The organism is Pseudoalteromonas piscicida (assembly GCF_000238315.3).
Lineage (GTDB): Bacteria > Pseudomonadota > Gammaproteobacteria > Enterobacterales > Alteromonadaceae > Pseudoalteromonas > Pseudoalteromonas piscicida.
The window spans coordinates 3,838,246-3,861,727 of the sequence record NZ_CP011924.1 but is presented as its reverse complement, the minus strand read 5'-3'; the positions used below and the strand labels follow the sequence as shown (position 1 = coordinate 3,861,727).

General features: G+C 43.4%; 20 protein-coding genes. 4 read left to right on the top strand and 16 right to left on the bottom strand.

Annotated elements, in window-relative coordinates; genetic code table 11:
* Positions 1–109: 109 nt before the first annotated feature.
* The 5 genes from rlmB to PPIS_RS17530 form a co-directional block, all read right to left on the bottom strand.
* Complete coding sequence (gene rlmB / locus PPIS_RS17550; RefSeq protein WP_010368698.1) at positions 110–850, bottom strand: 23S rRNA (guanosine(2251)-2'-O)-methyltransferase RlmB; 741 nt, start codon at positions 848–850, stop codon at positions 110–112.
* Positions 851–872: 22 nt separating this feature from the next.
* Complete coding sequence (gene rnr / locus PPIS_RS17545; protein ID WP_010368700.1) at positions 873–3,362, bottom strand: ribonuclease R; 2,490 nt, start codon at positions 3,360–3,362, stop codon at positions 873–875.
* A gap of 79 nt (positions 3,363–3,441) precedes the next feature.
* Complete coding sequence (locus tag PPIS_RS17540; protein WP_010368702.1) at positions 3,442–5,628, bottom strand: ATP-binding protein; 2,187 nt, start codon at positions 5,626–5,628, stop codon at positions 3,442–3,444.
* Between the two features lie 106 nt (positions 5,629–5,734).
* On the bottom strand, positions 5,735–6,337 hold the full coding sequence (locus PPIS_RS17535) for a response regulator transcription factor (RefSeq protein WP_010368704.1): 603 nt from the start codon (positions 6,335–6,337) through the stop codon (positions 5,735–5,737).
* The gene (locus PPIS_RS17530; protein WP_248694110.1) at positions 6,334–7,314 is read right to left on the bottom strand and encodes a sensor histidine kinase; all 981 of its coding nucleotides are present in this window, start codon (positions 7,312–7,314) and stop codon (positions 6,334–6,336) included. Before PPIS_RS17530 ends, PPIS_RS17535 begins: the two co-directional genes overlap by 4 nt.
* A 246-nt stretch (positions 7,315–7,560) precedes the next feature.
* Between PPIS_RS17530 and PPIS_RS17525 the strand changes: the two genes are divergently transcribed.
* From PPIS_RS17525 to PPIS_RS17515, 3 genes are all read left to right on the top strand, one after another.
* The gene (locus PPIS_RS17525) at positions 7,561–8,424 is read left to right on the top strand and encodes a DMT family transporter (RefSeq protein WP_021032591.1); all 864 of its coding nucleotides are present in this window, start codon (positions 7,561–7,563) and stop codon (positions 8,422–8,424) included.
* Complete coding sequence (locus tag PPIS_RS17520; RefSeq protein WP_010368711.1) at positions 8,421–9,143, top strand: glycerophosphodiester phosphodiesterase; 723 nt, start codon at positions 8,421–8,423, stop codon at positions 9,141–9,143. The genes PPIS_RS17525 and PPIS_RS17520 overlap by 4 nt, the downstream gene beginning before the upstream one ends.
* 93 nt (positions 9,144–9,236) lie before the next feature.
* Positions 9,237–10,451, top strand: a complete 1,215-nt coding sequence (locus PPIS_RS17515) for a methyl-accepting chemotaxis protein (protein ID WP_019647260.1) — start codon at positions 9,237–9,239, stop codon at positions 10,449–10,451.
* Here PPIS_RS17515 and epmA read toward each other — a convergent pair.
* The gene (epmA, locus tag PPIS_RS17510; RefSeq protein ID WP_010368715.1) at positions 10,448–11,422 is read right to left on the bottom strand and encodes an elongation factor P--(R)-beta-lysine ligase; all 975 of its coding nucleotides are present in this window, start codon (positions 11,420–11,422) and stop codon (positions 10,448–10,450) included. The two genes, PPIS_RS17515 and epmA, sit on opposite strands and share 4 nt — an antisense overlap.
* 67 nt (positions 11,423–11,489) lie before the next feature.
* The gene (efp, locus tag PPIS_RS17505) at positions 11,490–12,056 is read right to left on the bottom strand and encodes an elongation factor P (RefSeq protein ID WP_010368717.1); all 567 of its coding nucleotides are present in this window, start codon (positions 12,054–12,056) and stop codon (positions 11,490–11,492) included.
* Positions 12,057–12,098: 42 nt separating this feature from the next.
* On the opposite strand from efp, the gene epmB reads away from it, so the two are divergent.
* Entirely contained in the window at positions 12,099–13,115 is a 1,017-nt protein-coding gene (gene epmB, locus PPIS_RS17500) for an EF-P beta-lysylation protein EpmB (protein WP_010368719.1), read from the top strand.
* Positions 13,116–13,208: 93 nt separating this feature from the next.
* Here epmB and PPIS_RS17495 read toward each other — a convergent pair whose 3' ends face one another.
* The 9 genes from PPIS_RS17495 to PPIS_RS17455 all read right to left on the bottom strand — a co-directional run bounded on the left by PPIS_RS17495 (position 13,209) and on the right by PPIS_RS17455 (position 23,481).
* Positions 13,209–13,418 carry a hypothetical protein gene (locus tag PPIS_RS17495; RefSeq protein ID WP_010368721.1) on the bottom strand — a complete coding sequence of 70 codons (210 nt, stop codon included), beginning with the start codon at positions 13,416–13,418 and terminating at the stop codon, positions 13,209–13,211.
* 111 nt (positions 13,419–13,529) lie between these two features.
* Complete coding sequence (locus PPIS_RS17490; protein WP_010368723.1) at positions 13,530–14,978, bottom strand: aminotransferase class V-fold PLP-dependent enzyme; 1,449 nt, start codon at positions 14,976–14,978, stop codon at positions 13,530–13,532.
* Between the two features lie 66 nt (positions 14,979–15,044).
* The gene (locus tag PPIS_RS17485) at positions 15,045–16,232 is read right to left on the bottom strand and encodes an acyl-CoA dehydrogenase family protein (protein WP_010368725.1); all 1,188 of its coding nucleotides are present in this window, start codon (positions 16,230–16,232) and stop codon (positions 15,045–15,047) included.
* A gap of 12 nt (positions 16,233–16,244) precedes the next feature.
* Positions 16,245–18,449: an L-tyrosine/L-tryptophan isonitrile synthase family protein gene (locus tag PPIS_RS17480; protein WP_010368726.1), complete on the bottom strand. Its 2,205-nt coding sequence runs from the start codon at positions 18,447–18,449 to the stop codon at positions 16,245–16,247.
* Between the two features lie 9 nt (positions 18,450–18,458).
* A complete protein-coding gene (locus PPIS_RS17475; RefSeq protein WP_010368728.1) occupies positions 18,459–19,106 on the bottom strand; it encodes an HAD family hydrolase in 648 nt (215 codons plus the stop codon).
* Complete coding sequence (locus PPIS_RS17470) at positions 19,099–20,085, bottom strand: isocyanide synthase family protein (RefSeq protein WP_010368730.1); 987 nt, start codon at positions 20,083–20,085, stop codon at positions 19,099–19,101. Before PPIS_RS17470 ends, PPIS_RS17475 begins: the two co-directional genes overlap by 8 nt.
* Positions 20,086–20,143: 58 nt before the next feature.
* Complete coding sequence (locus tag PPIS_RS17465; RefSeq protein ID WP_010368732.1) at positions 20,144–21,232, bottom strand: oxidoreductase; 1,089 nt, start codon at positions 21,230–21,232, stop codon at positions 20,144–20,146.
* Positions 21,233–21,479: 247 nt separating this feature from the next.
* Positions 21,480–22,640: a hypothetical protein gene (locus tag PPIS_RS17460; protein ID WP_010368733.1), complete on the bottom strand. Its 1,161-nt coding sequence runs from the start codon at positions 22,638–22,640 to the stop codon at positions 21,480–21,482.
* 52 nt (positions 22,641–22,692) lie between these two features.
* Positions 22,693–23,481, bottom strand: coding sequence for an outer membrane lipoprotein-sorting protein (locus PPIS_RS17455; protein ID WP_010368735.1), 789 nt, complete (start codon positions 23,479–23,481; stop codon positions 22,693–22,695).
* Position 23,482: the final 1 nt, after the last annotated feature.

The window sequence follows — 23,482 nt, the reverse complement described above, 5'->3', positions numbered from 1 at the left end:
GCCGAATAAATCGGCTCCTACCAAAGGTAGACCTGAGCAGGAGCAAGTTTACCTTGCGAGCTCTTAAAACTTTTGAAGATGCGCCGCAAAGCCGGCACTTATCAAGTGATTAAAGTGCTGAGCGCTGCCTTAACACTTCAAATAAACACACACCGGTCGCAACCGATACATTTAAACTAGACACGCTACCTACCATCGGGATCTTAACCAGTTCATCGCAATGCTCTCGAGTTAAGCGGCGCATGCCATCACCTTCAGCGCCCATTACAATGGCCATAGGCCCAGTCAGGTTTGCATCAAAAACAGCTGTATCGGTTTCACCTGCAGTACCCACAACCCACACACCGGCTTCTTTAATATCACGCAATGTGCGAGCAAGATTGGTTACTTGGATAAGCGGAACCGTTTCTGCAGCGCCACACGCTACTTTTCTTGCAGTGCCGTTTAGCTTTGCAGACTTATCCTTTGGTACGATAACACCATGTACACCTGCTGCATCCGCACTACGCAGACATGCACCTAAGTTATGAGGATCCGTTACCCCATCAAGTACCAAGAAAAATGGTGTGGTTTCTCTTTGAATGATCTCATCAAGATCTTTTTCATTGTATGCGCGCGCCGCTTTAACATTGGCAATAATGCCCTGATGTTGCTCACCATTCGCTTTGTTATCAAGCGCTTTTCGCTGCATAAACTGCACTGAAATACCAAACTTACGGGCATCGTTTACGACTTGATTTAAACGCTGATCTTCACGTCCCTTTAGTGCATAAATTTCTAAAAAGCGCTCCGGCGCGTTATTCAAAATGGCTTCGATTGAATGAAAGCCAAAAATTAATTCGTTACTCACGTTAAAGCTCCCGCTTTATAATCTATTGCGCTTTTTTGCTACGATTTCTTTCGTTTTTACCTGGGCGTTTTGCTTTACCCTTTGCCGCTTTGGCTTTTTTACTCGTCGATTTTTTCTTCGACTTCAGCGTGCCTGCCTTTTTCGCCTGTTTGAGCTCACCCTTAGGGGTCGTTCTTTTGCGCTTTTTGGCTTTGTCATCGCCTTTATTATCTTTATCGCGACCAGACGTTTCACCGTCACGGCGCTTAGCTCCCGGGATTTTACCCGTTTTTAGCTGCTCACGAACACTACTTGCTGTGCTTTTTGGCGATTTTCGACGCCTTGCATACCTGTCTTGCTGACCTTCTTCAGCTAAAGCTAAGTTGATGCGACGATCGTCCAAGCTAACTGAAGCAACCACAACAGTAAGTTTATCGCCGAGTCTAAACACCGTACGACTATGCTCGCCAATCAAACATTGCTTTGCACCATCAAAGTGGAAGTACTCATGCCCTAAATTGCTAACATGGATCATCCCGTCAATCTGCAGGTCGTCCAACCTCACAAATAATCCAAAGTTGGTGACCGATGAGATCACACCGGTAAATTCATCGCCAACGTGATCTTGCATAAATTCACATTTTAGCCAATCAGCGACTTCACGAGTGGCGTCATCAGCGCGGCGCTCTGTCATCGAGCACTGCTCGCCCAGTTGTTTCACTTCATCTTCATTGTAGATGTAAGCGCCACTTACTGGCTGTTGTTGCTGCTGTAAAATGCCTTTGATTGCGCGGTGTACCACCAGATCCGGATAACGGCGAATAGGTGAGGTAAAGTGTGCATAGGCTTTTAATGCCAAACCAAAGTGGCCAATATTTTCTGGCTGATATACCGCTTGCTTCATTGAGCGCAGTAACATAGTTTGGATCAATTCTTTTTCAGGGCGATCTCCCAATGACTCAAGCGCTTGGGTCAATTCCTCTGGCGACGGATCGTTAGGTAATTGGCTTTCAATACCCAAGTCTTGCAAGAATTGCCTAAATTGGCTCAATCTTTCAGGATCTGGCTCATCATGAACACGGTACAAGCTATGGGCTTCGTGTTTTTCCAACAGCTTTGCTGCTGACACGTTCGCCAAGATCATGCACTCTTCAATCAGCTTGTGGGCGTCGTTACGAACCACAGGCACGATAGAATCAATCTTTCGATGAGCATTAAATACAAAGCGCGTTTCTAGGGTTTCAAATTCAATCGCGCCACGCTCCTGCCTTGCAGCCTTCAGCGCCATATACATGTTATGGAGCTCAGTTAGATGAGGCACAAGAGGCTGATAATCGGCTCTGAGCTTTTCGTCACCTTGTAAGATCGCATGGACTTTGGTGTAAGTAAGACGAGCGTGAGAGTTCATCACGGCTTCGTAAAAACGGTAGCCAGACAAACGACCCGCTTCGGACACGGTCATTTCCGCAACCATACATAAACGGTCTACCTTCGGATTCAATGAACATAAACCGTTCGATAGCACCTTAGGTAGCATTGGCACAACTTGCTCAGGAAAATACACTGAGTTACCACGCTCAATCGCTTCTTTGTCAAGCGCAGTGCCTTTGCCGACATAATGAGACACATCCGCAATAGCAACCCATAAACGCCAACCTCCTGACTTTTTACGCTCGCAATATACGGCATCATCAAAGTCACGTGCGTCTTCACCGTCAATGGTCACTAACGGTAAATCGCGCAGGTCAACTCGGCCTTGTTTGGCTGACTCTTCAACAAACTCACCAAGATTTGCAACTTGTGCTTCTACTTCACTTGGCCACTCATGAGGAATGTCATGATTGCGAAGTGCCACCTCAATTTCCATACCCGGTGCCATATGATCGCCGAGCACCTCAAGTACTTTACCCATTGCATTCATTTGTTTGCTAGGGCTTTGAGTGATCTCTACCTGCACCATTTGATTATGGCGAGCACCATTTTCTTGGCCAGGTACGATGATGATATCTTGAGTAATGCGAGGATCTTCTGGCACCACAACTGCCATGCCAAACTCAACAAAATAACGACCGACGACTGGCGCACGCTCCTTTTCAAGTACCCGCACAATGCGCGCTTCCACCTTACCACCTGAGCCTCGGCTGCCAGCCTTCGCTAACACCCAATCGCCATGCAGCACGCGCTCCATTTGATACTTAGTGATAAACCAATCTTTGGGTTCGCCTTCCACTTCTAAAAAGCCAAAGCCGTCACGGTGTCCAACAACGCGGCCTTTAACTAGACCATCATCACTTGGAATGGTGTAACACTTAAATTTATTAAAGTGCAGTTGACCGTCTCGCTCCATTGCGCGCAAGCGGCGTTTAAGCGCAATTTGACGTTCTTCGTCTTGCACTTTTAAATCGTTACACAATTGAGAGAAAGAAGGTGGTTTGGCCGCGCTTTTAATGTGTTCTAAGATAAATTCGCGACTAGGTACTGGATTGTCGTATTTTTGCTGTTCTCTATCGAGATAGGGATCCTGTTTTGGCATTACTGTCTTGTTAAATAAGCTATGCTGTTATTTTAACTCAAAATAGCCTAATGACCTAGGCCAAGATCGATGAATCTTTTTATGCAGATAGATTAACCACTGAATTTGATACCGACTCCAGTGTTGCAATTTGGGCATGAAGTTCTAATAAACGCTCAACTGAGCGTCTAGCAACCATAGCAAGACCGTCCCAATCAACTTGCTCTTCCGAGTAACTTAGCTGCGCAGTTGCTGCTTGAACAAGCTCGGCAAAATTCACCATGCCAAGCTCCAGTGCTTCGTTTTCAATGTAGGCAAGTTTATCAACGGCTAAGTCAGTTACATTCAACTCTGTGAGCCCTTTAATTTGCGCAATTTCGTACTCAAATCGATCTGCTAAATACATCAATTTCGTCGCCAGCACGCCTGAACTTTCACGGTTTGCGAGATCCATAAATCTTGATTGATCAATCAGAGTCTTACATTCCAAGCGAGACGTTGTTTTTACAGTCGCACATTCCAGTGCCGCATATAAACGGCTTGGCATGATAGGCTTAGTTAAACAGTCCTGCATGCCAGCTCGGAGGCATCGCCTTTTCAACTCAGGATCGCCATCACCCGTTAACGCGATAACCTTAACACTGGAGGTAAAGCCAATTTCGTTGAAGCCCTCTTTAAACCACTCAAGACCATTTCCATCTGGCAGTCGCATGTCCAACAAAATAATATCGAAATTGTGTTCTAATAGCGCGACCTCAGCTTCTGCGAGGCACTTAGCAATAGAAAACTCACTCACCATATCGTTTAAATAGGTGCTGATCACATCAATATTCATGGCGTTATCTTCAACAACAAGCACATTGAGTGCTAGCTTCTCTGTATTAAACTCTGCGCTCTGTAACGGTGAATCACTACACTGGCAATCTAACTCAAAGCTAAACACGGTGCCATTGCCAAGCTTGCTGTCGACGTTAAGCTCAGAGTCTAACCCTTGCAGCAGTTGCTTGCATAACGCCAACCCAAATCCTGCACTTTGCGAGATGGATTGTTCGGTATTTAATGTGACAAAGGGTTCGAAGATCTTTTCCATTTGTACTTCAGTCAGTCCTTTGCCTGTATCCTTAATTGCAAAGCGGATAGTTTGCTTATCCTCAGCGCGACTTGTACCTTCAAGGATCAGCGTAATAATGCCTTTATCTGTGTACTTAATCGCGTTCGAGAGCAGATTTCTAAGTACCAAAGACAATGTATCTTGCTCGACGACATGAACGTCCTGTGGATACAGGCCTTTAACCTCGACCCTCAAACTCAACCCTTTAGCCAATGCCAGCGGCTGTAAGAGGCGAACTAACTCTTGCGAAAGACTATAAAACGAGACAGGCACGCGATTTTGCGCCGCATATTCCCCTTTCGCTTGCAATAATACTTGATTGGCTAAGTCTGACATCGACATCGCGGCGTGGACGATAACATCGCATAATTGAGCATGGCGATTGGGCTCACGCGGCACTTTTTTAAGTGATTCTGCGTGACCCACAATGGCGTTTAGTGGTGTTCTCAGTTCATGACTTAATAACGTTAAAAACTGTCCTTTTACTTGCGCTGACTGCTCAGCAGCAGTTTTTAACAGGCATAGTTCTTTTTCACGACGGCTGCTACATAACAGACATAAAGAAAAACACAACAGCAGCGGCATCGTGCTCACAGAGACAGCAAAAAACTGATTAACCCAATTTGCCGAAACAAGGCTGTCTGTCACTGAGTAGCCGCCAAACATGACTACTCTAAAAGTAAACACGGCCAATAAGCTCAAGCACGATAGGCCAAACGCCCAATGTGCCGCACTAAACTGTTGTGATAATAATTTATGGCCTTTATTTAACGCTCGCAGGCAGTAAATCATCGCCATCGCCCAGACTAAGTAGTTGATCCCGACGCGAGCGATAAAATTAAAATCCACGTACAAAAAGTAAGTAAAACTGGGAATACCCAATGCGGCTAATACATACCAAGGCATGTAATTGCTTTTCACACTAAAAAACGCATCAACACCACGAGCCAGATAAAAAAGCCCAAATGCGATAGTGAGATTGGGGATAAAAATTGAGAACGTAATGGGAAGTGTATAGGCGGCCAACAGGCCACATCCAATTGCAGTGAGCGCAATGAAAATAAGCCAATCTCGAGTGCCTGGTAGGCCTTTATTAATAAACCAGTTTACGGCCATAAAAACTGTACAGATCACAGTCGTTATTGCGGTAACTTGAATAAGTAATTTAGGATCCATTATTGCACTCAAAATTAATACATTATTATTACTTGGCGAATGGTGCAGTATATTACCGCACAGCATTATTTTGAAGTATTAACTGGATATATGCTATTACACCTAGTTACAGCCATCCTTTTTGCTTAGCAATTCTTGCTGCATCTACCCGGTTTGTCGCATGTAATTTTGCGATAGCATCTGATAAATAATTCCTTACCGTTCCCTCACTCAAAAATAGCTGTCCTGCGATTTCAGCAGTTTTTAGTCCTTCACTGGCTAAGCGCAGCGCTTTGCGTTCCTTGTCGGTTAGTGGATCAGCATCTTCCAAAGCGTACAACGCAAGCTCTGGGTCAATAACCTTATATCCATTCATGACCTTTTTCAGCGTTGATAGCAAGTACTCACTTGGGGCTTCTTTTAATACAAATCCATTTACCCCTAAAGTGATCGCGCGACGAATATAACCCGCTTTAGAAAAGGTCGTCATGATAACCACTTTTGTGTCTGGCATTTTTTGTTGTAAGTGCTGAGTAAGCTCAAGCCCTGTGACTTGTGGCATCTCAATATCGGTTAGCACGATATCAGGCGTTAACTTTGCTAACTTTTCCTTTGCAACTTGACCATTTTCAGCCTCGCCAACCACTTCTATCTCTCTATCTAAGCTCAATAATGCCGCGATAGCTCCTCTTACTAATGCTTGATCTTCAACAATAAAAACTTTGATCATCCTACTTCCCCTAATACCGCCTTAAAGTATCCGCCCTGTTCGGTGTGATAAAATAATTGGCCACCACATTCTTTCAATCGGGTACGGATCCCCATTAAACCATTTCCTTCTTTTATGGACTTTATAGAACCATTATCTTTAATTTCTACAAAGACATTATTGTCAGTTTGTCGTAGTTTGAAGCAAACCTTATCCGCGTCGCTGTGACGAATAATGTTGGTGCATATTTCTTTAGCAAAAAAGCACAAACAGGCTTCGCTTACTTTATCTAAAGTGACCGCCTGCAATTCTAGCGTTACGGCAATGCCCTTATCTTTTAGCCTCGATGCCAAAATGTGCAGCTGAGCATCAAGCGCTAGCTGATGGTAGCCGGTGACGGCTTGGCGCACTTCGCTTAGTGCTTCTCTCGCTAAGTCTGCAACCTGCTGCGCTTCTGATTGCGCTTGTTCTAATGCATTTGCAGCAGCAAATTTACTCGCCAGCTCTGCTTTTAATGCTATCGAGCTGAGTGAATGACCAAGTAAATCATGTAGGTCGCGCGCTATACGCTCCCGCTCAGCCACTGCGCCTAATCGCTTAATTTCCTCTTCACTTTGCCTCTGCAACTCCTGATGTACTCGCTCTCGGTGTGACATCCAACCAAAAATAAAGAGTCCACATGCCACACACAGAGCTGGCATCAAGAAATAAACCGTTTGCTGGGTGGCGATAAATTTAGCCGTTAGCAATACCAACGCTATGATGACCAGCATCGCAATGATTTTATAGCGAGGCAGAAAATTAAAACCGCAGAAAAAAGCAATAAAGCCAAATAACGAACTCGTCCCGGTCGTCACCCAACTACCTGCGACACAAAGCCCTGCCATCAGCACTAAATTCATCACCAACGCATTGCCCGTTTTTGTAATACTCTGCCAATAGAGCACGACAAAGCTAAGGTAAACAACAACTTGCAACGCAATATTAGCTACACTCAATTGCGCCCAGTTAAATATCAATGGGAAAAAATAAAAGGTTGAAAATATAAGGGGTCCGGCATTCCAAAATGAGCGCCGTTTCTCAACTAGGGTAAATTCTGTGGTAATGGACACAAGCTTCTCTGATTCACTCTTTTTATTATTATTTACGTTTAAACGCAGAATGTTGAGTGACAAGTGTCAACAATCTTGTCATCTCAAAGCGATTAAATGATAGACTGCCAAAAAACAGTTCTAATATTCAATATGCGCCCACAACAATCCGCTTTACTCTCGCTTCATAGTGCCGTTTTATTATTTGGTGGAACAGCATTATTTTCAAAATTAATTTCACTCTCAGCACTGGATATCACCGTTTACCGTACCGCCGTTGCTTTCGTTGTGCTACTCCTCTTACTCAAAATACAACGGCAGCCGATAAAATTAATACACACAAAAGATTACCTAACTGCTTTAGTTCTTGGTGTCATCGTGGGACTCCATTGGGTGACTTACTTTGCAGGCATGCAAATGGCGGGAATTGCAGTTGGGATCATTGCCTTTTTCACCTACCCCGTGATCACCGTTTTTTTAGAGCCACTTTTCACTCGCAGCCGTGTACAACTAAAAGATTTTATCAGTGCGAGCGCGGTGTTATTTGGTATCTATCTGTTAGTGCCAGAAGCGAACCTTGGCAACCAAGTTACCTTGGGGATTATTACCGGCGTATTCTCGGGCGCACTCTTTGCGCTGCGCAACTTGCTCCAAAAGCGCTTCTTTTCTCACTATAGCGGCCCACACACAATGCTTTATCAAACGCTTGTTGCATGCCTCATGCTGTTAGCATTTGTGGAAGTGCCAATTCAGCAAGTATCCACAGAAAACATCTGGTTAATCTTGCTTGCAGGAGCAATATTTACGGCAATTCCACACGCCTTGTTTGCCTCTAGCCTACGTTATTTATCTGCCACCACTGCAGGGTTAATTTCTTGTTTACAGCCATTGTATGGAACGCTATTAGCTTATATTCTGTTACACGAGACGTTGACACTTACAACATTACTTGGCGGGTTGTTGGTAGTTAGTGCAGCCTGTTTTGAAACTTGGTCTATTACAAGGAAAAAAGCATGATTCAAGTCTTAGCGCACCGTGGAGCCAGTGGCATCTATCCAGAAAATACACTTGCTGCAATAGAAGCGGCTCTCCATATTGGCGTTGATGGTATTGAGTTGGATGTGCAAAGTTGCGCGGATGATTACGCCATTATCCACGACACTTGGCTAGACAGAACCACCAACGGCGTGGGTAGAGTTAATGAACAAACTCAAGCCTACCTTGCTACGCTTGATGCCGGTAAAGGGCAATCAATTCCCACCTTGCAGCAAGTGTTCGCCACGATAGGCAAACAGACAGATATCAATTTAGAACTAAAGCATACCTTTGGCCTAGATAAATTCGTTACCTATATTGAAGAACATATCCAGCAAGGCGTGATCACCAGAGAGCAGCTACTCATCTCCTCTTTTGACCATCATCAACTATTGTGGCTAAAGCAAAAATTACCTTGGGTAAGAATTGGCGCGTTAACCGCTTCTATTCCAATTCATTATGCGCAATTTGCCGAATCGCTCCATGCCTACAGCATTCATATGGACAAAAACTTTATTAATCATGAATATGTGTTGGACGCAAAATCTCGCGGATTAAAGGTATTTGCTTATACGGTCGATAAACAGCAAGACATAGATATGATGCTAGATTTCGGGGTGGATGGTATTTTCACCAACTTTCCATGCCAAACCAAAATGTATTTACAGGGCATTGGCGCCTACGCCACCCCAATTGAGTAACTGCTTGATCGCTTTAGCATTGTTATTCCATTTAGCTCATCTATACTGAGACAAATAAAGTGGCACAATGATGAGCCCAATATGAGTTTATATATGCGCATTTATAATTTTGTAGAACAGACGTTTTTCTATACCCTTTCTCGTAAAATTGTTGGCAATTTAGGCTTTTTACTCCTATTTCAGGTTATTAGCTTAGTTTGGCTATATTCTGAACTTGCTCACTCCGGTGCGAGTATGGGACTGTTTTGGCTTATCACTATTGTGATCCTTGCCGCGTTTGTGTTTACCGTCTTCTATATGCGCTTTTTAATCGTACGACCTGTACAAGCGATGAAAGAGTCATTGGAGCGTGTTAATCGCCAAAACGGTAACTTAGATGCGAAACTGCCACAATTCACTTATGACGAATTTAGAGATTTAAGCGAGCAGTACAACACCTTTACTACCCACCTTAGTGTCCTTTTGGAAAAAACATACGAAAGTGCCGCTGCGGCGACACAAAGCAACCGCGATATCACCAGCTCCATGCAAAGTACCGCAAAGTATGGACAGCAGCAGCTGAGCCAAGGTGACACGATTATTGCCGCTTCCGATCAGGTCAGCCACAGTTTACAAAGTATTGTGCACAATACCGATCAGGTTTATCAGGCCAATACCGAAAGCTTGCACTTTGTTCGCGGTTCATCACAGTCGCTAACTAAGCTTGTCGCTGAAGTAAAACAAATCACCACGCTACTAGGTAACTTTTCATCGACGGTTTCAGGCCTGAAAGAAAATAGTGAGAATATTCGCAACATTCTAAAAATGGTTGAAGAGTTTTCCGACCAAACCAACTTGCTTGCGCTCAATGCGGCAATTGAAGCAGCTCGAGCAGGTGAAGCCGGACGTGGCTTTGCAGTGGTTGCCGATGAAGTTCGTGCGCTGTCGGTCAAGGTCAATGCGGCCACCCGCCAGATCAGCGATTTTATCAATCAAATGAACGTGCTAGTCGGTGAAACCAATCAAGAATCAGAACAACTGATTTCTCATTCAAGCTCAGCAGAGAAAGCCATCAGTGATACCTCCCAAGGCTTTATTTCGATGAGTGATGACTTTGAACGCAATCAAGCGCAATTAGAAGAAATTGTTAGTGCGGTGCACCAACTTGAAGAAACACAAAAACATACCCATCAAGCAGTGCAACAAATTGTCGAACTGGGTCAGCAATCTAAATCACAAATTGATGGCGCGTTAGCTGAATGCCAAAGTGCCCAAAAGCTCACAGAAACCACTCAAAAAGAACTTACTCGTTTTGTTTCGCGGCGCTAAGCCCGCGAAACATCAAATGTGAGCACTTCGCTGATGCTAGCTTTGTTTAGCGCCAGCATGACTAGCCTATCTATTCCCAGTGCAACGCCAGCACAATCGGGGAGGCCTGCGTCAAGTGCAGCCAATAACCGCTCATCGGCCGGCACTGGGTGTAATCCCATCTCAGCTCTGAGCTGGTTATCTTGCTCAAAACGCGCTCTTTGCTCTACCGCATCCGTCAATTCGTTAAATCCGTTGGCCAGTTCCATGTTGCGATAATAGAGCTCAAAACGCCCTGCAACGCGATTGTCTTTCGGGTTAAGTTTTGCCAGTGCCGCTTGGGATGCCGGAAAGTGATAAACAAAACAAGGTTGCTGCTGACCGATTTTAGGCTCAATTTCCATGCAAAATAGCAATTGCAGTAAAGTATCTGGATTATTCTCGATAGCTGCAATATCACCATAACCGTATTTATTGGCGTGCGCTTTCAATTCCGTCAGCGACACACTTAAGGGATCAAACCCAAGATGTGTCTCAAAGGCTTGTTGGTAGGTCATTGAGTCACTAGCAGGACAGTCCAATAACATCTGCATCAACTCATCAATTTCCGCCATTAAGTCAAATTCGTCAAAGCCCGGACGATACCACTCTAACATCGTAAATTCTGGATTGTGATGACGCCCAGACTCTTCATTACGAAAAGCCTTACACAATTGAAAAATCGCACCACTGCCTGCGGCAAGTAGTCTTTTCATCGCATACTCGGGTGACGTTTGTAAAAATAAAGGCAAACCTTGGCTGTGATTTGGGCCAACAAATCGAGTATGGAAAGTATCTAAGTGAGGGTCGGTCACTGAGGCTTGAGAAAGGCTCGGCGTGTCGACTTCCATCACATCACGAACAGCAAAAAAGTGCCGTATCTTCGCTAAAATTGCAGCCCTTTGCCTAAGCGTCTCTATCGTTGCACTAGGTTGCCAATTGTTCACCGTCATTGTTTACTCCAAAAAAATCCCAGCAACATGCTGGGATTTATAAAACATCGTAAATTGCTTTACGCTATTATTTTACGCGGCTTACGTATTCGCCACTACGCGTATCAACTTTGATCACTTCACCAATTTGAACGAACAAAGGAACACGAACAACAGCACCTGTGCTTAGGGTTGCAGGCTTACCACCAGTACCCGCAGTGTCGCCTTTCAGGCCTGGATCTGTTTCTGTGATCTCAAGCTCAACAAAGTTAGGTGGTGTTACTGCGATTGGGTTACCATTCCACAGTGTGATAGTACATACGTCATTTTCAACCAACCATTTTACGCTATCGCCAAGTGCTTTTTCATCAGCTGCGATCTGCTCAAATGTTTCGTTGTTCATGAAATGCCAGAACTCACCATCAGTGTATAAATACACTAGATCAGTATCCATTACGTCTGCGCCTTCCACTGAGTCGCCAGACTTAAATGTTTTCTCTAGTACTTTACCTGAGATAAGCTTACGGATTTTAACGCGGTTAAACGCTTGTCCTTTACCAGGCTTGACCATTTCATTTTCTAAGATAGAACAAGGCTCGCCGTCCATCATAATTTTTAGGCCGCCCTTGAACTCGTTGGTGCTATAATTCGCCATCGTATCCTCTAATCTACGTATATTCGAGTAATTAACCTGCTAATGATACAAATAAATGAAGTAAATTTGCAGACTAACTGGCAAAAAGAATTAGCAAATGTTGTCACTGACCCACAAGAGCTACTCAACATCTTGGGGTTGCATGACCAATTTGATGCACGAGACTTTGCAGCTAAGCGATTGTTTCCTATGCGAGTACCTCGCCCATTTATCGCTAAAATGCGCCACGGAGATCGTCATGATCCCTTGCTATTACAAGTGTTACCTGTACATCAGGAATATTTAACTGAAGCGGGATTTAGTAAAGATCCACTCGAAGAACAAGACGCGCCTGTACCTGGTTTGTTACATAAGTACCGCTCTAGGGTATTGCTCATGCTCAAAACCGGTTGTGCGGTCAACTGCCGCTACTGTTTTCGACGCCACTTCCCCTATCAGGATAATCAGGTCAACAAACGCACCTTAGAGCCTGTATTTGATTATTTGCGCGCCCATCATGAAATCAATGAGGTGATCTTAAGTGGCGGTGATCCACTGATGGCCAAAGATGACATGATAGCTTGGGTGCTAGAACAGTTAGAGGCGATACCACAAATCAAACGTTTGCGTATTCACAGTCGCTTACCGGTAGTGATCCCAGCGAGAATAACCGAGGAGTTGTGCCTACGTTTAGCAAAGAGTCATTTAAAGGTGATTTTGGTAAATCACATTAATCATGCAAATGAAATCGATGATACTTTTAAAGCGGCAATGCAAAAGCTTAAACAAGCCAATGTGACCTTGCTAAACCAAGCTGTGCTACTTAAAGGAATTAATAACGATGTTGCGGCCCAAGCTCAACTGAGTGAAGCCCTGTTCGATGCAGATATACTGCCTTATTATTTACATTTACTCGATAAGGTAGAAGGCGCTAGTCATTTTGATGTAGCAGAGCGTGAAGCCAAGGCGATAATGGCTGAGCTTTTGGAGGTGCTGCCGGGATTCTTGGTGCCTAAGTTAGTGCGAGAAATTGGTGGTCAGCCAAGTAAAACACCGATTGACTTAAATTTACTAGACTAAAATAGCAAAAAATCGGTGCTAATGACCCTAGCACCGATTGCTTTGCACATATCTATCGGACATGCCGAAGACAACGTGCCATCAGACATAAGCTTACGCATATGTATTGATGTTGTTGCCTAGCGTTGCTGTCACTGATTTAGCTGGCGTTTGTGCTGCTGCACTGCTGCCCGCAGATTCAATTAAAGCAAGCGCGGCTTGTCCATCTGCTTTCTGTTGCTTTTTTGCCAAAACGGCGCTGTATACTTCACCGCTTTGACCAGCTCCAGACATAGCAGGTAGGTTACTTCCGGAAATATTCATAAGTGATTACCTGACTTTTTGATGGATCAGGTTAGTTATCGACGTAAAAAACTAAACCTTTAGGATAAATTTTAACTTATTTCATCATCCATAATAACGAAAAAATAAAGGTTACACACCAACTGCTACTCCTTCATTCTGTTTATTCCAGCTTATTGTAGGCGAAAATAATTCCACCTCACGAAGAGCCATCAGCTTATCGGTGCTCAATTTGCTACTAGCTTTTTTATTCGACTTTAGCTGCTCTACAACAGCCTTAACGGCAGTGCCGATGTCATTGATTTCTGCTGTCGTCATTGTTGGGTGTAACGAAATTCTTACCCAGCCTGCTGGCGTCGCACTTTTTACACCACATCCAAGCTTTTCAAATTCCTTCTTAAAAATATGATGTGCATAATAACCTACACAAGAGATCCCACCTCGAACTTGGATAGCAAATTGGTTATCTAACTCCTCAGCAATGTCATTGTGGTCAAGGTTATTAACAAAGAAGGAAATAATACCCAATTTTTCAACTGGTTGATCTTCGACAATATGAAGGCCTGAAATTTCTCGTAACTGCTGTGCAAGTAAAAACCTGAGCTCTTTTTCTCTTGCAAGAATATTTTTCACTCCCATTTTTTCCTTTAGTACCACGGCCAAAGCAGCACGAACAGCTTGCAATGTACCAGGCGTTCCACCATCTTCTCTTTGTGTAATGTCTGCGATGTAAGTAGGATTCCCCTGTTTATCTACAGACTCCACTGTACCACCACCGGGTTGATCTGGCGTATTTAGCTGATATAGATTTTTATTAAATATCAACACACCTGAAGCACCGGGACCGCCTAAGAACTTATGTGGGGAGAAAAAAACCGCGTCTAAACGACACTCGTCCCGCTCTGGATGCATGTTGATTTCAAGGTACGGGGCTGCGGCGGCGAAATCGGCAATACAAACACCACCATATTGGTGTACTAAAGCCGCTAAGCTACTGAGTTGTGTACATACACCCGATGCATTAGAGGCCGCACTAAATGCACCAATGATCTTACGCCCCTCGTATGCAGATAATAAACGTTTAAAGGCAGCTAAGTCTGATGCTGGCTTACCTTTAGCTGCAGGAATAACAACCACTTCGACCTCACATGCCAGCCATGAAGCGTGATTTGAGTAATGCTCCATATGTGTAACAAAAACCACAGGAAGGGGCTCGGCACCAACACGGGGTCCTTTCAATGCCATTAAACGCTGCAACTTATTTACAGCCGCTGTTGACCCATTTCCAGCAAACAATAAGATGTCATTATCATCCGCATTAACATGCGCTTTGATAATATCTTGCGCCTCATGGTATGCCTTAGTCATCACCCGAGAAGTCTCATTGGATTCAGTGTGGGTGTTGGCAATATAAGGCCCTAACTCTTGACTTATATAGCGTTCAATTGGCTCATATAATCGCCCACTAGCCGTCCAATCAGCATAAATTAAAGACTTGCTCTGATTATTTCTAGAAACCTTGTGCTCTGTACCTATAATTCCCTCGCGGTAAGGAAAAAAGTAGTTTTCTAACGAATTCATTTCGTGGCTCCTTGCTCTTTAACAAGTGTAGGAGATGACCCGTATCAAGGATACGGGTTGCACCTTTTAAAGTAAGATTTGCTCTGGAGGAACACCAAGTAAGGCTCTCCCCAATTGATGTTGATTACGCGGCGATGTCATGGCGTGTTGATTCATAGTGACGATGTCTCGAAGCGCTTGCTCTAATGGGTTTCCCTGATAAACCGCCGAACCACCACGACACTTAACTAACGTTTCTACAATCTCTTGGCAGCCACTAAATACTTCAGTGGTAGCAGCTAAAAAGGCCACCTGTTGCACAGGTGAAGGCATCTCACCTTGCTTCAATAAAGACCAGATTTGCTCAACTTCATGATACAAAAATGCTCTTAACACTCTAAGTTTAGTTGCCGCTTCGCCAACTGCACCTTGTACAAAAGATTCATCTTTTAATGCCCGGCCTTTTAAAAATTGCCCTGCCTGATGCACTTGCCTGGTTGGCTTATTTGCTTCCGAAAGGAAAAAGTCTAATGCAGATTGTGCCACCCCAAGCGGTACAGCAGAGAAATTAAACATAAAGGCCATGGGGAATTGATAAAGCGCCCCATCCTGAAAACTTCTTGGTTGCTGGAAGCTAAACGTCATTTCTTCTGCCACAAATATCTCTTGCTGTAATGCGACATCATTACTACCAGTGCCCCGTAGCCCCATCACATGCCAAGTATCAAGGATTTCGAGATCTGACATATTTAAAAAACATTGCAGTGTTTGCGGAATATCTCCCTCTAGTAACACCATGTCTTCACCGTCATACACCTTACAACCCGCAATCAACCACTCAGCATTATTACAACCACTGACAAAGGGCCAGCGACCACTTACCATATAACCGCCCGCAACTTTACGCGCTTTACCCGTTTGTGATAGAGCTGCACCACTGATGACATGAGGGTTTGGATAGGTTTTTGTTGCCAGCTCTTGAGGTAACATTGCTGCAAAGTAACCACTGTCTGAACCGATCATAGTGCACCACCCTGCCGCACTATTGGCTCGAGATATTTTCTCAATCAATTTAATTTGATTGATTGGATCTAGCTCAGCGCCCCCCATTGATTTTGGCATCGCCATACTGAATACACCGGTCTCTTTGAGCAGAGTAACCGTGCTTTCTGGTAATCTTCTCAGTGCTTCAATATCTGCACTCGCCGCAGCTATTTGATTAATAATTCCATCAATATTGTTATCTATTTGTTCAAATGTCATTTTGTTATTCATTTTATATATTCCTTAAATTACCTGCACTCGCCACACTTCACGGTTCATCGAAAGCTCCGTCATGGGCAACCTTCCGTGTAGGGTGTAATGATTGTCTACTATGATTAAGTCACCATCCTGCCAATCATGGGCAATCATGCAGCGCTCGTCATAACACAATGCGTTGACTTCAGAGATCAGCGCATTAAATGCATTGCTTTCCAGTTGCTCTGAACTCAGTTCAAAAGTTTGCAACTGAGAGTCGCTACCCTCTTGATAACGCAGTAATAACTCACCATTTTTTGGGTGTTCAAACACTAAAGGGTACACGCGCGGCACACCGCCAAAATAAGTCATCTTTGTGGAATAGATAACTTCTGTTTCTTGCCACTCTCTCACCTTTTTTCGACCTGCAAGCTTCAACACATTACGGCTGTCAACAATCGTTGTTTGCCCTTCGCCGGGCTGCGCAGCTGTTTTACAGTAAAGTAAAAAGGTTGATGCGTAGAAACGCTCATTATCAATAACACGCTCATGATCGAGCGGTAACATACTCAAATCCCAATGTAATGGTGTTTTTTCAATGGAGTGAACAAATCCATGAGGTTTCTCTTCAGGCTTCACCACGTGAACAGGTCCAAACTGCCATTGATAAATCTCACCAAAAGGCGCAGTTAACTCGACTAATTCCTGCTCTTCTTCAAGGCCTGCATTTGGTAGTAAAACAAAACCAAATTCTTGACTTAACATCGTGAGGAATTGAGGAGACAACTCTTGATAGGTGATATCTGAAGGTAGGTTTATTCTCAGTCCGAAACGTGGTGACTTCAGCACTTCAAACTGCATTGCTGTAAAGCGCGCTTCTGAAACTTCTATATACATCCAGTTGCTATTTTCGAAAGTCACATTAGCAACATTGAGCTCCTTAGCCGTTGCATGCGGCATCAACTCGACATTGCCATTCAAACGCATCACAGGAACAGCATGCCAAGGTGCTAGCACTTGTTGATTGTTCGCCGACAAAGCGATAGTAAACTTTGGCCCTGTATTGTCGTATCGGTGCGTTGATAAACGGATATGGTTTGAGAATCGTTCATTGATGCTATGCGTCAGCGCCTTTCCTCGAAACATCATCTCGTAGGCTTTATCGCATATGCTTGCTAAGTAATCGTCTCTATCATTTTGTGAGAGATGTACAAGACAAACATCGTTATATAGGTAGCTACATAAATCATCATGTTCGATGCGAAGCTGCGCATCTTTTTTAACCTTATCAGTATAATTTTGTAGTGCTCTGGGATTCGTCGTTAAATTCTTAAGTAGCTGCTTTCTTAGATAAGCAGAGTCATACTCTGAGTTTGCTTTTTCTAATTGACATAAATCGGTTAAATCTGCCCATTGTATGTCATGAGTTATGGTTAACGTTCTTAATGCCGCATTGTATTCCTGCATAATAGCGTCATCGACACCAACAAGATCTGAGAAAGTTGCGCCATCACTAATAATGGTTAATTTCGCGCCAACTGGATAAATATCTTGGATATCATCACACAAAGACTGCATTCGCTCTAAGGCCAATACCTCACCATAATCTGGTAAGTTAGAAAATGATTTCGCATCTATATTTGGTGATTTGCAAGGAAACCCAGGTAGCACAAGCTGCACTGCTTGGTCTTGGCTCGTAAATGCCGCAATAGCTTTTGCGAGCTCAGCTCGACCCTGCTTTGCAAAACCGTCACCAGTTTGTACTAAGTACTTTTCGATAACATCAGCTACCCGCGTATTAATATCATCGTTTAATCCAGCCTCTAACTTTTCATCTAAAACCTTCCAAGCAGGGAAATCATCCAATGACCAAATCTGATTGATTAAGGCATTTTTTTCTGCTCGGCTCCAGCCTAAGTGGCGGATCGCAAAATGCCCAAATAACAGCGAAGCTCGGTAGTTGGCAGCGCAATGTAATAGCACATTGTTATCTTGGTTATCCAAAAGCAATGCTTCTACTTTTGCAAAGTCGGCAAGAGTTGGGTTCGCAAAATCAATTGGGTAATAAATATATGTCGCAGCGAGCTTTTCAACTAGTTCAGCTTCATTCTCGATAGAATAACGCTCGTCATATGGTGCAATGTTGATAACGCAATTCACACCATTTGCTATCAACACTTCAAACTCATGTGCTGATGGCTGACCTGCTAATGCAACCTTATCGTTTATTTTTATATAATTATAAATTTCCATGATGTTCTCTTAAACACTTCTTAAAATTGATTTTTGTAATTCTGTAGCCGAACTCACAATTTCATCGGCTTTAAGCTTAAGCTGCTCTGCCACACCGTATCCCCAAGTAACAAACCTGAAATCAATATTCGAGGCCTGTGCTGTGCATTGATCGATTTCAGAGTCACCAATAAACACCACCTCATTGGGTTGAACGCTAAGCTTTTCAATAAGCCTTAAAGTCTGAGTAGGATTCGGTTTTTTGAGCGTTTCATCGGTGACACCTTGAATTGCATCGAATGCGAAATACTTAAAGCAGTACTCCAATACATCTAGCGCCTGACGGTGATATTTATTGGTTACAACTGCGGTTTTCACTCCCTGTGCATGCAAGCTTTCAAGTAACTGCACTATGCCGGGATAAACAGTGAGCTGAGTGAATAGGTTGTCGTCATATACTTTGTTGTATGCAGCTACAGTTTCATGTAACGATCCAGTAGAAGTTCCACAGAGTGCTTGCAGCATGTTTGCACTTCCCTTACCAATAAATGGTAAAACAACGTCTTGATCCACAGCGTCAAGCCCACCTTTTCCGCGCAAAATATTGACGCTAGTGGTGATGCTGCTGAGCGTGTCAATCAAGGTGCCATCCAGATCGAAAATTGCGAGCTTATACATGCGCTGCTGCTCCATTTTCCCAAGACATAACATAATGACTTGGCGCTCCTTGACTAAACATCAATCGGTGACTGCTTTCGCTCACCATATTTCTGTGAGCAAGGTGAATTTGATCCTTTTTCAGTACTGCGACTGAGTGCCATGGTGTGCGCCAGCAATCTGCTGAATTAGCGAGTTTGATACCGATTTTTTGCGAAATTCTAAATTGTGGATGAATGGATAATCTCAAGGCTTCTGGGTATCTCACTTCTAGCAACTTACTCCAAGCATTACTTCGAAGTATTACCCTTAAGGCCGTAGACTTAGCTGCTTTTTGTACCTGAGTTTTACTCACCCCAGCAAACTCAACTAAACCAAGAAAATCCTCAAATAAGAACTTAGTTATTCCTTGATACATGGAGCGAGTTTCTTTTTCGCTTTGCGAGCGATTTGTTAAACTAACCAATGACTCACCATAGCGGATCATTAACTCTTCTCGCATCGCGTCTAAACATTTTATTTCGGGGAAGGCATCTTTAATGTCGTAAAAATCAAATTGGGTAGGATAATTGCTGCTGTAATATTCTTTGATAGCCTCGGTATAGCTATGTACGTCTGTATCGGGGATCCGTACAAGATCAGAGAACACATACCCATCGGAACAAATTAATACCTTTACACCCGGCGAATAGATTTTTTCAATTCTGTCGCAAAGTACATGAAGCATATCGATAGAATGCTTCTCGGCTAAATCAGGGTATTTACTCAATGTTTTATTGCGATTTGGTGATTTTCCCGGATAGGCCGGTAATACCATTGTTATCGGCTCACCCTTCGCGACCATCCGCTCTATTTTATCTAAGTGAGGATACAGTTCATCTTCACTTAAATACTCACGGTTCTCGTCCGCTTGCGAAACTTCGGACTCTACCAACTTTCGCTCACGAAATACGAGTTGCAGTATCTGACGGGATAACTCCGCTACATTCTGGTTTGACATAAATCTCAGTCCTTATAAACTTATTCATCCAATGCTTGGCGCTTTAGCGAAAATATCGCTAAGCCAAAACATGGTTATTATTTTGCGTACTTCTTTGATTTAATTTTGAAAACCACGCAGGGTCTGCGAGTAGCGCTCGACCTACTGCAATCAAGTCGAACTCATTTTCTTCTAGTCCCCGGATCAAGCTTTCATAAACATGTTGACTGGCGCTTGACGGCCCACCGAGCAAGAAGTCATTACCAAGTCCGACTCCCCCAACGGCTATACAAGGTTTTTGTGTAATCGCTTTTGTCCAGCCTGCCAGTGTCCTTTCACTGCCTTCAAATCCAGGCTCCCAAAACCTTCTTGTGCTCGTATGAAAAACATCCACACCGGCCTCGGAAACTGTTTGCAAGAAAGGAGCTAATTCTTCTGGTGATTGGAAAACACGCGCTGAAAAATTCTGAATCTTCCATTGAGACCAACGGAAACCGATAGTGAAATCGGGACCAACCGCATCACGGATAGCAGTCACGACCTCTGCAGCAAAGCGATAACGGTTTTTTGCCCCACCACCGTATTGGTCGCTTCGTAAGTTAGTCGCTTGCCATAAGAATTGATCGATCAAGTATCCATGGGCAGCATGTATTTCAATACCATCAAACCCGCAAAGCTGTGCATTCTTAGCAGCATTTGCATACGCAGCAATGACCTCGTCAATTTCCTTGATGGTTAGCTTTTTGCCATTTGGTATATTTGGCGCTGACAGTCCGCTGGGGGTAACTGCAGGTACACCAACTTCAGGTGGCATTGCAGCTTCTCTTACACCACCGACATGCCAAAGCTGCGCAAAGATCTTACTGTCAAAGCGGTGCACTTCATTAACCACTTTGCGCCAACCCGACAGTGCGGATTCCGAATACATAAGCGGGACGTTGAAATGTCCATTAGCAGATGCATGCGGAATAACGGTTCCTTCTGTAATGATGAGACCAACGCCATGCTTTGCTCTTTGTCCGTAGTGTTCGACTTGCACCTTACCAGGAATATGCTTTACAGAGCTTTCCTGAGTCATAGGTGCCATTACAACGCGATTGTTGAGCTGTAGATTCGATATTGAGACTGGCGCATTTATTGAACTAACCAGTTTATTTAAATACTCCATTTTGGTTCCATCATTAAATAAATAATAGAATTATTGTATGTTTTCGTAGAACCTTTTTTATGGCAATTACCGACCAAAACCAGCCAATTATTGACACAAGATATAAACACAATAAACAACTTTGTTACAAAATATTTATTATGTTAATCACAAACAAAAAAGCCCCTAAAAAGGGGCAAAATCAAAAGGGAAATTTTAAAATTGAAAATAACTAATATTGCAGGATGTTCATTTAAATAATTAACATTTAAAAATAATACTCAATACTTAACTGAATAAAGTCATCTTTTTTCGTGCTAAAAAACGGATCGTTTTCTCTGGTTTCATCCCCGACCCATATCTCAGTTCTTAATCTCAAAGCGGGAGTTATTCGTGTACTACCTTCTACTCTAAACATCGACCAGTGATGCGCGTCAATATCATGAATGGCACCGATCAATAACTCAGACCCAGAAACGTCATTTATTGCAACTCGAACCCCAAAAAAGACGTCATTCTGGAAACTGGAAGTGCTGTTTTCATCTAATTCATCAAAGCTATATTCAACCAAATAACCTAAATCTGCTTGACCTAAAGCACCTGCGTGTGTGTACTCAAAACCGCTAGTATGCGCGATAGCCCAATCATGTAGGCCTTTTCGATAAATGGTTTCATTCTTAATCAGCCATCCGCCGAAAACCCCCTGAACTTCCAATCCATACTGGGTAAGTTGGCTGTAATAAGGTGTATAGTGGCCATTTTCCAGTAGCATGCTCGGTGTACGGTTTGTACCAATAAAATATGAAGCGGCAAGCTCCCAACTATCAAAAGAATTTGTCGCTCTCAATGCGAAATCTGTATGGCTATTTTCTTGGTTATCTTCATATTTAGACTGTGAACTAATGACAACATCAGGATGTAAACGCTGTACTTTGCTAGCAAAATTTCGCTCTCTGAAGTATGGCATTACAAACATTTGCAGCGAACCGCTGCCATGAAGCCAATTAAGTTGTAGCATAGGCTGACCGAGCTTATCTTCGCCATCAATACTACTTAAAACATCTGTCTGGTTAACAATATCAACTAAATGCTGGGACTCTGTAACGCCCCAAAATACCTCACTCACTCCTATCTTTGCATCAAAGTTACCATTAATGTAACTCAGATTAAGCTCTCTAAAATCTAACTGATGTCTTGCAGCTCCGAGGCTGTCGTACCTTGCATAAGGTTTGGCAAGTGCACTCCAATTTGTATTGATTGGCAGGTATATTTCAGGCTCAATAAAAATCAAAGATTGACTCTCATGGTGCTCTGGTTGCGCATCCGTATATTGTCGCTGGCTGAAGTTCGCAGTACCTCTAATGTCCACATCCGCAATACAAGCAAAGGTGGTTAACACACCGACTAACAGCATCATTATTAACTTCATCTCTAATCCTTTGCTGCTTGGCTGAGTGAACGCTCACTCATCCAATTGTTTTTTACCTAATACGTGACAAGTTTGCTTGTGCAAAATTCGTCAATCGTACTCCTTGGCTAATGTTATAATTACCAAAAGAAATCGTAGTTTGCGTGCCCTTTTGATGGTTCACCATCAGCAAATCGTCAACGCACCAAAATCTCTCGTTGTAAAGCTGATAGCCTTTAAAATGCTGGGTTTTTAAAGCACTCCCTTTACGATCAAAATATTCTATTTGAAGCGGAATCGTGCGCTTTTTATCCAACCAAACAAGCTGTTTTGAATACCCTGAGTTTTCATATACCGGAGTACGCTCAACAACATTGACCGCTTGGCCTTCAAATTCATCCTCTCGGATAAACTTGTAGGTATACTTTTCAACTTCTTGTGAACTCATATCTTCGTATGCAAAATCACTTCCCATAAAAGGGCCTGACTTGTTACTAGACGAAATACGCTTTACTCGCTTAAGCGCTGGTAGGTAAAGCCACTGATCATCATCTCCAACCTTATGGCTAAACGACAGCATCACTGTGCCTTTCACATCATATGGGGTATCAAATACCACCAAACTTTTATCTCCATCATCCTCAACTTCAAGCATCTCATTTCTAACCTTACGGATATTTTGATTACCCGCTCTGTCTTGCAGCGTCATGGTGATATCAACGGTTTGATCTACCCAACCAGAATCCACTTGATCTGCCAGCTGGGCAAGTTGTAGTCCTTTATCTTCATCGCTCGCTGCAAATGTGAGTGTCGAGCTAGCTAGCAAGCTAGTTGCCACAAAAACCTTTTTTAAATTCAGCATA

Coding starts and splice junctions, on each gene's coding strand:
- PPIS_RS17495 (WP_010368721.1), bottom strand. CDS start 13,418: ATGAATATTTCCGGAAGTAACCTACCTGCTATGTCTGGAGCTGGTCAA.
- PPIS_RS17465 (WP_010368732.1), bottom strand. CDS start 21,232: ATGGAGTATTTAAATAAACTGGTTAGTTCAATAAATGCGCCAGTCTCA.
- PPIS_RS17485 (WP_010368725.1), bottom strand. CDS start 16,232: ATGAATAACAAAATGACATTTGAACAAATAGATAACAATATTGATGGA.
- PPIS_RS17475 (WP_010368728.1), bottom strand. CDS start 19,106: ATGTATAAGCTCGCAATTTTCGATCTGGATGGCACCTTGATTGACACG.
- PPIS_RS17455 (WP_010368735.1), bottom strand. CDS start 23,481: ATGCTGAATTTAAAAAAGGTTTTTGTGGCAACTAGCTTGCTAGCTAGC.
- PPIS_RS17470 (WP_010368730.1), bottom strand. CDS start 20,085: ATGTCAAACCAGAATGTAGCGGAGTTATCCCGTCAGATACTGCAACTC.
- PPIS_RS17535 (WP_010368704.1), bottom strand. CDS start 6,337: ATGATCAAAGTTTTTATTGTTGAAGATCAAGCATTAGTAAGAGGAGCT.
- PPIS_RS17515 (WP_019647260.1), top strand. CDS start 9,237: ATGCGCATTTATAATTTTGTAGAACAGACGTTTTTCTATACCCTTTCT.
- rnr (WP_010368700.1), bottom strand. CDS start 3,362: ATGCCAAAACAGGATCCCTATCTCGATAGAGAACAGCAAAAATACGAC.
- PPIS_RS17520 (WP_010368711.1), top strand. CDS start 8,421: ATGATTCAAGTCTTAGCGCACCGTGGAGCCAGTGGCATCTATCCAGAA.
- PPIS_RS17540 (WP_010368702.1), bottom strand. CDS start 5,628: ATGGATCCTAAATTACTTATTCAAGTTACCGCAATAACGACTGTGATC.
- epmB (WP_010368719.1), top strand. CDS start 12,099: ATGATACAAATAAATGAAGTAAATTTGCAGACTAACTGGCAAAAAGAA.
- efp (WP_010368717.1), bottom strand. CDS start 12,056: ATGGCGAATTATAGCACCAACGAGTTCAAGGGCGGCCTAAAAATTATG.
- PPIS_RS17490 (WP_010368723.1), bottom strand. CDS start 14,978: ATGAATTCGTTAGAAAACTACTTTTTTCCTTACCGCGAGGGAATTATA.
- PPIS_RS17525 (WP_021032591.1), top strand. CDS start 7,561: ATGCGCCCACAACAATCCGCTTTACTCTCGCTTCATAGTGCCGTTTTA.
- PPIS_RS17460 (WP_010368733.1), bottom strand. CDS start 22,640: ATGAAGTTAATAATGATGCTGTTAGTCGGTGTGTTAACCACCTTTGCT.
- epmA (WP_010368715.1), bottom strand. CDS start 11,422: ATGACGGTGAACAATTGGCAACCTAGTGCAACGATAGAGACGCTTAGG.
- PPIS_RS17480 (WP_010368726.1), bottom strand. CDS start 18,449: ATGGAAATTTATAATTATATAAAAATAAACGATAAGGTTGCATTAGCA.